This window comes from Fulvivirga kasyanovii (assembly GCF_009711405.1).
In the GTDB taxonomy this organism is placed as follows: Bacteria; Bacteroidota; Bacteroidia; order Cytophagales; family Cyclobacteriaceae; genus Fulvivirga; species Fulvivirga kasyanovii.
Genome location: NZ_SMLW01000395.1, coordinates 1 through 8486, shown reverse-complemented (window position 1 = coordinate 8486; position 8486 = coordinate 1). Strand labels below are relative to the sequence as shown.

The 8486-nt window shown below is 41.6% G+C and carries 9 protein-coding genes; 5 read left to right on the top strand and 4 right to left on the bottom strand.

The genetic code is table 11. The annotated features are described in order from the left end of the window. The 3 genes from E1163_RS05105 to rsgA form a co-directional block, all read left to right on the top strand. The coding region (locus tag E1163_RS05105) for a peroxiredoxin (RefSeq protein WP_155170172.1) at nt 1-446 on the top strand (446 nt) is incomplete at its 5' end. 73 nt (nt 447-519) lie between these two features. Beyond that, nucleotides 520-1764, top strand: a complete 1245-nt coding sequence (locus E1163_RS05100; RefSeq protein ID WP_155170170.1) for a 3-deoxy-D-manno-octulosonic acid transferase — start codon at nt 520-522, stop codon at nt 1762-1764. Then, the gene (gene rsgA, locus E1163_RS05095) at nt 1761-2684 is read left to right on the top strand and encodes a ribosome small subunit-dependent GTPase A (RefSeq protein ID WP_155170168.1); all 924 of its coding nucleotides are present in this window, start codon (nt 1761-1763) and stop codon (nt 2682-2684) included. The genes E1163_RS05100 and rsgA overlap by 4 nt, the downstream gene beginning before the upstream one ends. A gap of 1 nt (nt 2685) precedes the next feature. Here the strand turns inward: rsgA and E1163_RS05090 are convergent, their stop codons facing one another. Beyond that, nucleotides 2686-3546 (bottom strand): glycosyltransferase family 2 protein, encoded by an 861-nt coding sequence (locus E1163_RS05090; protein WP_155170167.1) that lies wholly within the window; start codon nt 3544-3546, stop codon nt 2686-2688. 67 nt (nt 3547-3613) lie between these two features. Here E1163_RS05090 and gmd point away from each other — a divergent pair, with 67 nt between their 5' ends. Both gmd and E1163_RS05080 read left to right on the top strand, forming a co-directional pair. Beyond that, on the top strand, nt 3614-4690 hold the full coding sequence (gene gmd / locus E1163_RS05085; protein WP_155170165.1) for a GDP-mannose 4,6-dehydratase: 1077 nt from the start codon (nt 3614-3616) through the stop codon (nt 4688-4690). Further along, nucleotides 4687-5610, top strand: a complete 924-nt coding sequence (locus E1163_RS05080) for a GDP-L-fucose synthase family protein (protein ID WP_155170163.1) — start codon at nt 4687-4689, stop codon at nt 5608-5610. Before gmd ends, E1163_RS05080 begins: the two co-directional genes overlap by 4 nt. Here E1163_RS05080 and E1163_RS05075 read toward each other — a convergent pair. From E1163_RS05075 to E1163_RS05065, 3 genes are all read right to left on the bottom strand, one after another. Continuing rightward, on the bottom strand, nt 5607-6842 hold the full coding sequence (locus E1163_RS05075) for a hypothetical protein (protein WP_155170161.1): 1236 nt from the start codon (nt 6840-6842) through the stop codon (nt 5607-5609). The two genes, E1163_RS05080 and E1163_RS05075, sit on opposite strands and share 4 nt — an antisense overlap. Before the next feature lie 2 nt (nt 6843-6844). Further along, on the bottom strand, nt 6845-7762 hold the full coding sequence (locus E1163_RS05070) for an O-fucosyltransferase family protein (RefSeq protein ID WP_155170159.1): 918 nt from the start codon (nt 7760-7762) through the stop codon (nt 6845-6847). Further along, on the bottom strand, nt 7755-8486 hold a 732-nt coding region (locus E1163_RS05065), incomplete at its 5' end, for an oligosaccharide flippase family protein (protein ID WP_155170157.1). The genes E1163_RS05065 and E1163_RS05070, both read right to left, overlap by 8 nt.

Sequence of the window (8486 nt, the reverse complement as noted above, 5' to 3'; positions counted from 1 at the left end):
CTGAGTTTGAGAAAAGAGGTGTACAGGTTGTAGGTTGCTCTTGCGATACTGAAGAAACTCACCTGGCTTGGTTGACTACAGCCAAAGATAACGGTGGTATCGAAGGTGTAACTTACCCATTGGTAGCTGACAGCTCAAAAACTGTTGCCAGCAACTATGGTGTACTTGCCGGAGACTGGAGCTACAATGAAGAGGGAGACCTTGTATTTGAAGGCGCTCCTGTATCATACAGAGGAACTTTCTTCATCGATAAAGATGGTGTTGTAAGACACGAGACTATCAATGACCTTCCTTTGGGAAGAAACATCGATGAAATGTTAAGAATTGTTGATGCATGGCACCACGTACAGCAGCATGGTGAGGTTTGCCCTGCAAACTGGGAAGAAGGTAAAGAAGCTATGTCAGCTACAAGAGACGGTGTTGCCCAGTACCTTTCTAAGAATTAATCCCTCTACAAAATAAATAGAGAAAAAAACCCTCTGTATTGCAGAGGGTTTTTAATTTTGTACCATTATATATATGGGCGGATTCATCTACAATATTTCTCTGTTTTTCTATAATGTCTTTATCCGCATTGCGGCTCTGTTCAATAAAAAAGCGCGCCTTTTTGTGGAAGGACGTAAAAACCTTTTCCAAAGGATTAAAAAAGCAGTAGCAGGATCAGATGCCCCTGTAGCCTGGTTTCACTGCGCTTCGCTGGGCGAATTTGAGCAAGGCAGACCTTTGATAGACGCTTTCAAACAAGAGTATCCTGATCACAAAATATTCCTGACCTTTTTCTCTCCTTCCGGTTATGAAGTAAGAAAGAACTATATAGGTGCAGATTACATTTTTTATTTGCCTGTCGACTCAAAGAAGCACGCCAAAAAATTTCTGGATTTAGTAAATCCTGAAATTGTCTTTTTTGTCAAGTATGAATTCTGGCATCATTACGCTAAAGAGCTCCGCGCGAGAAATATTCCCCTTTTATCTACTTCTTCAATTTTCAGGGAAAACCAACTGTTCTTTAAAAAGTACGGAAACTTCAATAGGTGCATACTCAAAAATTTCACCTACTTCTTTGTTCAGGATGTGCAATCTTTAAAACTCCTGGAATCCATAGATATTACCAATGCTTCTATAAGCGGCGACACCCGTTTTGACCGGGTAATGACCATTTGTAAAAACAAAAAGGAGCTTCCTGAGGTGGCCAGCTTTAAGAATGGAAGAAAGCTAATGGTCATTGGGAGCTGTTGGCCGGAAGACCTTGACGTGCTCATTCCTTTTATTAATGACACCGACCTCAAGTATATCATCGCTCCGCATGAAATAGAAGAAAAGTTTATTGAAAGAATCGAAAGGGACCTGATCAAAAAAGTCGTTCGCTACTCTGAGCTTAAAGACTTCCGGGATCCGTCCGAATTCGATGTACTGGTGATTGATAACATTGGCATGCTATCCAGCCTCTATGCTTATGGTAACTATGCTTATGTCGGCGGGGCTTATGGGCAAGGCCTGCACAACATTTTAGAGCCAGCCACTTTTGGCTTGCCGGTATTCTTCGGAAATAAGAATTACACTAAATTCAGGGAAGCACGAGACCTGACCAATCTGGGTGGTGCTGTTGCCCTTTCCGGATACGATGATTTAAGGAACCAATTCAGGGCTTTCTCGGATGAAACCACCTACAATATCGGAAGCCAGATCAACACCGGTTATGTAAAAGATAATACTGGTGCAACCAGAAAAATAATTGATTACTGCAAAACCATTCTTAAGCCATGAAAGGGCTGGTGATGAAATCCACAGGCTCCTGGTATGATGTACTCGGAGAAGAAGGTGTAACCTATACCTGCCGCACCAGGGGGAAACTGAGACTGAAAGGTTTCAAAACCACCAACCCTATTGCCGTTGGCGATTACGTTAATTTTTCGATAGATGAGGAAGCCCCTGAGCAGGGAATAATAGACGAGATCAAGCCCCGAGAGAATTACATCATCAGAAAATCAGTAAAACTCCAAAGTCAGGGTCATATCATAGCTTCCAATATTGACCAGGCCATACTCATTGCCACACTGGTCTATCCCCGTACATCGCTGGGTTTTATTGATCGCTTCCTGGCTACTGCAGAATCATTCCGTATTCCTCAACTACTGGTATTTAACAAAATTGACCTGCTTGAAAAAGAGCAAAACGATGCGCTGGAGCAAATCATAAGTATCTATGAAAAAATAGGCATCAGATGTTTAAAAATATCTGCTACCGAAAACACCGGACTGGACGAATTCAAAAAGCTACTGCACAACAAAAAGAGCCTTTTGTCAGGACATAGTGGCGTGGGAAAATCTACCATACTGAACAAAATAGCCCCTCACATTGATCAAAAAACCAGTTCTGTATCTGACTTCGCACAAAAAGGTGTGCACACTACAACTTTTGCGGAGATGTTTAAGCTGGATAACAACACTTTTATTATTGATACACCAGGCATCAAAGAGCTTGGCATAATTGATATCAGTCCAGAGGAATTATCTGACTATTTCCCTGAAATGAGGGAGCTCCGTTCAGAGTGCAAGTTTCATAATTGCACGCATACCCATGAACCGAAATGCGCTATCAAAGATGCTGTAGATACCGGAGAGATTGCAGAAAGCCGGTATATCAGCTACATAAGCATTCTGGAAGGTGATGACAACAGAAGATAAACTATTTCAGGGATTTCAGCAGCCTGAGATATTTAAGGGCTACTTCAAAACTGAGTAACCTGAGGGACAAGGTGATCTCGTACTTTATCCGTTTTTTCAACGCTTTCTTTTCACTATTATTCCGGATCATTTTACTGATCTTTTCACATACCTTAAAGGTTGAGTGTAAATAAGCACTTCTCACTTTAAATTGCTTTTGTCCGGCCGACCCAGACACCACACGTTTCTTCATCAACACCTTATCCGTATAAACATAATTGTAGTTCCGGGACGTCCTGACCCACAAGTCAAAATCCTCATAGGCCAGCGATGCATCGTAACCGCCCATTGCATCTATGATATCCTTCCTGAACATAACCGTAGGTGAGCATATAAAATAGCGCCTGATCACTTCCTCAAAGACATCACCTTCGGGAACAGGCACAACTGAGTTACCAAGTTCATCAATCGGATAGTGAAAACTGATATGCCTTCCGGATTCATCCACACGCTCTGCATTACTGAAATTAACGCCGCAGGTATTACCTCCACTTTGAAATGCCTTAACCCCCTCCTCTACCCTTTCCGGGTATAAAATATCATCAGCGGCAAGGTCGATAATATATTCACCACCGGCCTTTTCAAGCCCCTCGTTAAAAGCCGCACAGTGCCCAAGATTTTCGGGCAAAGGGAAATACTTTATTTCCGGATGCTTCTCCACCATTTGATTGATGATTTGGCGGCTATTATCAACACTGGCATCATCTACCACTATTAACTCTATGTTTTCATATGTTTGCTCGAAAGCAGAAAGAATTGCTTCTTTAACAAACCGTTGCTGGTTATAGCATAAGCAGATGATGGAAACGAGTGGTGTATGCATAAAGAACAAAAATAGTAAGTATGGGACACCAATTTTTTAAATTTACCTGTTAATACAAGATCCCTAAATGAAAAAAGCTTTAATAACAGGCATAACGGGTCAGGATGGCTCCTACCTTAGTGAGTTTCTTCTTAACAAGGGCTATGAGGTGCATGGCATTAAAAGGCGGAGTTCATTGCTGAATACAGAACGCATTGACCACCTTTACCAGGATCCACATGAACCTAACAGGAACCTTATTTTGCATTATGGTGATATGACTGACTCTATGAGTATCACTTCCCTGATTCAAAAGATACAGCCTGACGAGATCTATAATTTAGGCGCGATGTCGCATGTAAAGGTAAGTTTTGAAATACCTGAGTATACTGCCAATGTCAATGGCCTTGGAGCCTTGAGAATACTTGAAGCCATTAAGCTATTAGGTTTGCAAAAAAAGACACGATTTTGTCAGGCCTCTACTTCAGAGCTTTATGGAAAAGTGCAGGAAGTACCTCAAAATGAAGACACTTGTTTTTACCCACGCTCACCCTATGGAGTAGCCAAGCTTTTCGCTTACTGGACAACCATTAATTACAGAGAGGCATATGATATTTTTGCCGCTAATGGCATTATGTTCAATCATGAATCTCCTCAACGTGGAGAAACCTTTGTGACAAGAAAAATAACAAAAGCCGTGAGTAAAATGGCCATGGGCCACCCTGAAACGCTTTACCTCGGCAACCTGGAAGCGAAGCGGGACTGGGGGCATGCAAAAGACTATATAAGGGCGCTGTGGCTCATCATGCAACAGGAGAAACCTGATGATTATGTGATAGCAACGGGGATTACTACAACTGTCAGAGAATTTGTGATAAAAACTTTTGCCCTGCTGGGGGTGGAAATTGAATTCTCCGGAACAGGGATTAATGAAATTGGCATCGTACGAAAGGCAAATAATAACAATTACAAATTTGAACAAGGTCAGGTGGTAATCAAGATTGATCCAGATTATTTCCGGCCGGCCGAGGTTGATGAACTTTTGGGCGATGCTCGTAAAGCCCGAGAGCAATTGAAGTGGCAACCGGAATATTTATTGGATGACCTTATAAAGGAAATGCTGGAGAGTGACCTTAAAACCACAATGCCACCGGATATACATTGAACAAGCAAGACAAAATATATGTGGCCGGGCATACCGGCATGGTGGGTTCAGCCATTGTGAGAAGGCTGGAGGTGGAGGGCTTTACCTCTATCATCAAACGATCATCTTCTGAACTGGATCTTCGCAATCAGAGTGCTGTACATGACTTTTTTATAACCGAACGTCCGGACTATGTTTTTCTGGCCGCAGCCAAAGTGGGAGGAATATTGGCTAATGACACCTACAAGGCAGATTTTATATACGACAATCTGGCTATTCAGACCAATGTAATACACCAAAGTTATAAGAGTGGGGTCAAAAAGCTACTCTTCCTCGGTTCTTCTTGTGTCTATCCCAAACATGCACCTCAACCGCTGAAAGAGGAGTTTCTGCTAACTGGTGCATTAGAACCTACCAATGAGCCTTATGCTATTGCAAAAATTGCCGGAATAAAAATGTGTGATGCTTACAGAGCTCAGTATGGCTGCGATTTCATTTCTGTGATGCCACCTAACCTTTATGGCCCTAATGATAATTTTGATTTGAACAACTCCCATGTGCTGGCCGCCTTAATGCGGAGGTTCCATGAAGCCAAACTTTCCGGAGCACCTATGGTAGAGCTATGGGGCACAGGAAGCCCCATGCGTGAATTTATGCATGTAGATGACTTGGCAAGGGCATGTGTTTTCCTCATGATCAATTATTCGGAAAGCGGATTTATTAATGCGGGTACCGGAAAAGAAATATCCATCTATGAACTGGCACTATTAATAAAGAAAATTGTAGGGTACGACGGTGAAATAAAGTTTGACCATACAAAGCCAGACGGCACACCACGGAAGATCATGGACATTTCCAGAATTGAGTCATTAGGGTATCATGCAAAAATTCGGTTGACTGAAGGCATTACGAACATGTACAAACAAACCTACAAAAGCTAAGAATTACCCTCTATTTCTTCGTATATCTCTCCAAAATTGAGCATATGTAAAACATGCTGTGCTAGCAAAGCAGGGCGTATGAAAGCATCCACATGTCTACCCAAAAGCATTGCATACCTGCCTGAGTATCTCATCACTGTATCTTCACCCATATGCGGTATTTTATACTCAGGAAGTATCTCTATGAACCCTGCCGCCAGGGAAGTAGGGATTAACATATTAGATCCATGTACGCCAACCACAACATGGCTCTGCGCATAGATCTCGCACCACTCTCTTTCAACGGTTAATGAAATATTATCTGTTCTTCGGTCCATTGCCAGTTGACCGAAAGTACCATTACTACCCAACCCGGTTATAAAAACACTGATCTCAGGATTATAGGCCTTAATCCTTCGTATTGTTTGTTTCACCAATTGATTCTGCCTCCAAACCAACAACTTACGAAAATATCGCTGCCATTTGAATTTGATGAGAACACGGTTCAAAAACTCTTCAGCCCGGCTAGCATGCCAAAAGCGATCTTCCCGTAGCACAAAGGTTACCTGAGGTTTCACATCATTAAATCGTCTCAGATCAAACTTCTCAATCTTCAGGAATTTATAGTCATCTATCTTATCAGTATCCAAAAACACCGGAGCTACCGCCACATAAAAACGAGAAAACCTGGTCATTTCCTTCTTCATCAGATCGTCCAGATTGGCAATATATTTCTCCATCTCCTTAAATCTTGCATCAACCAGCCATACCTCTGCTACTCCTTCCGGAATCAGCCATTCCATTTTTTTGGGGATTAGAGCTATAATAGATTTTTCCGGATACTTCTCCAGGAGAAGCTGCGCATTCCAAAGCTTGGCATACACATGACCAAAGCAGTCATCCAGGCAATTCAGCAGAATAGCTTCTTTGGATTTTTTTCGTTGCTTTATTTCAATAGCAGGTCGTATAGTAAGGTTTTGAGTAATAGCATGTATTAAAGGCTTAGCCAGCCATACCTCAGCCCGCTTACTGTAATTACTCTTGAGTCCGTCTTTAGAAAAAGCTACCGGAAACAAGGCATCGTGCGAGATAGGCAAGGTTTTATAAAAAGTGGTGTTACAGCCTGTGCAAGTGCAATCTAAAAGCACATGGATCCCCTCAAATAAATACCCATGAATATCAACCGTCTGAGATTGACAGTTAACACAACGAACGGATGCTTCCGGTTCAGGCAATATTTCTATCAGATCCATCTTTACCATTTTCTAACACCCCATTTATCAAGATAATATAAGATAAGGGTTTTGAACCGTTTAACCTTGGGTTGCCAACGCTCCATCAGCCTATACTTTAACTCCGGATTGAAGAACAGTGCTGCATAAGAAAGGTTAGAATGGGTGAGTATAGCCGATGTACAGAGCGATAACGAGTAGCAATCCACTAAAGCATCCAGCCCCAATTGATATCTGTCACTTATTTGCAAGTTAGCGTGTACTGCTTCACGGTTCAGAGATCGAACCACCTCATTAATAATTAGCTTATCACCATATTTGTCACTGAAAAGATCAACGATATACTGCTCATCTGTGGCCAAAAAAAGCTTGTCTACGTGCTTAATCCTTTTGTCTACCTCAGCCAGATATTTTTCCAGGCCTACCGGAGGAATCTCTCCAGGGTGATCGGTGCCACGAAAGTGTACCCCCAGCACATGACATCCTTCAAAACGCTTTTTTGTATCGTCTAAAATAGCCTTAACCTCTGGCTGATATTTTAACCTTTGGATCACACTACCGTAAATATTCCTGAAAAAGGTCCGGCTCCATATTCTGAGTGGATAAACCTCATTAAACTTATTACTAAGCGTTACACCCTCACCACTAGCTGGAATAGGTTGCTGAAAATAGTAGTTCCAAAAATTATTATCGCCCATTTTCTCATAATCAGAGTACGGATAGCTACTGTTACCGAAATTGATACGGTAGGGCATCTGATGCCGTCCGGCAAATTCAATTCCGTAAATTGCTTGTATAAATAATGAAAAGAAGCCTCTTCCACATCCATGCTCAGGCATACCGCATGGACACCCGTCTATGGCGCAGCTTACTTCATAAATTGCACCTTCAACTTTTAACTGCGCCTGTCGGTCTATTGCAACAATACTCCTTTTACTCATTCACAATATTCTTTTCTGCATTAAGAAATTTAACATACCCGATCACCCGCAACAAAGAAACACCTGCGACAAATACGGCCGGATAAATTAAAAGGGCATCTAATGCCATTAGTTTAAGTATAAAAAATGTAATAGCACCTACATAATTATAACCTGCAACACTCACTATCTCCCGGAGTGAAAATGAAAATGACCGGTAATAGCCCAGATAAAACGTTAATGGCAGGCTAACAAACAATAATGCCGCAAGATAACCGTAAATCATGGCATTAATAGAGAACATCACTCCTACTGAAATTAATGCCATGACTACAATCCCGGATATTATACCATTTATAAGCCAAACCTTTTCTTTTCTGAGAATAACGTACAAACTATTACTAAGCTGAGTAAATCCCAACAGCAATAGCGCTATACTCAAAATTCCTAAATATTCACCTACGCCATTCCAGTTTTCGCCCCAAAGAAATACTGAAAGCCTGTTTGGAAAAAGAATAAACACAATCGCCGGAAAGCTGAGAACTGCACTTATTAGCTTGATAAAATGGATCATTTCGGTTTTAATCTCCTGCTTTGTCAGCGATTTATTCACAATAACCGGGTACATTACGGTATTGATATGACCTCTAATAACGTTCACCGGCATGCTCATTAGCATATAAGCCCGATTGTAAAGCCCCAATCCGGTTTCTCCATAAAATTTACCTACCCAAAGATTATCAAT

Bases quoted from the DNA above. Each gene is read 5' to 3' on its own strand.
- E1163_RS05100 (WP_155170170.1), top strand. From the start codon at position 520: ATGGGCGGATTCATCTACAATATTTCTCTGTTTTTCTATAATGTCTTT.
- rsgA (WP_155170168.1), top strand. From the start codon at position 1,761: ATGAAAGGGCTGGTGATGAAATCCACAGGCTCCTGGTATGATGTACTC.
- E1163_RS05090 (WP_155170167.1), bottom strand. From the start codon at position 3,546: ATGCATACACCACTCGTTTCCATCATCTGCTTATGCTATAACCAGCAA.
- gmd (WP_155170165.1), top strand. From the start codon at position 3,614: ATGAAAAAAGCTTTAATAACAGGCATAACGGGTCAGGATGGCTCCTAC.
- E1163_RS05075 (WP_155170161.1), bottom strand. From the start codon at position 6,842: ATGGATCTGATAGAAATATTGCCTGAACCGGAAGCATCCGTTCGTTGT.
- E1163_RS05070 (WP_155170159.1), bottom strand. From the start codon at position 7,762: ATGAGTAAAAGGAGTATTGTTGCAATAGACCGACAGGCGCAGTTAAAA.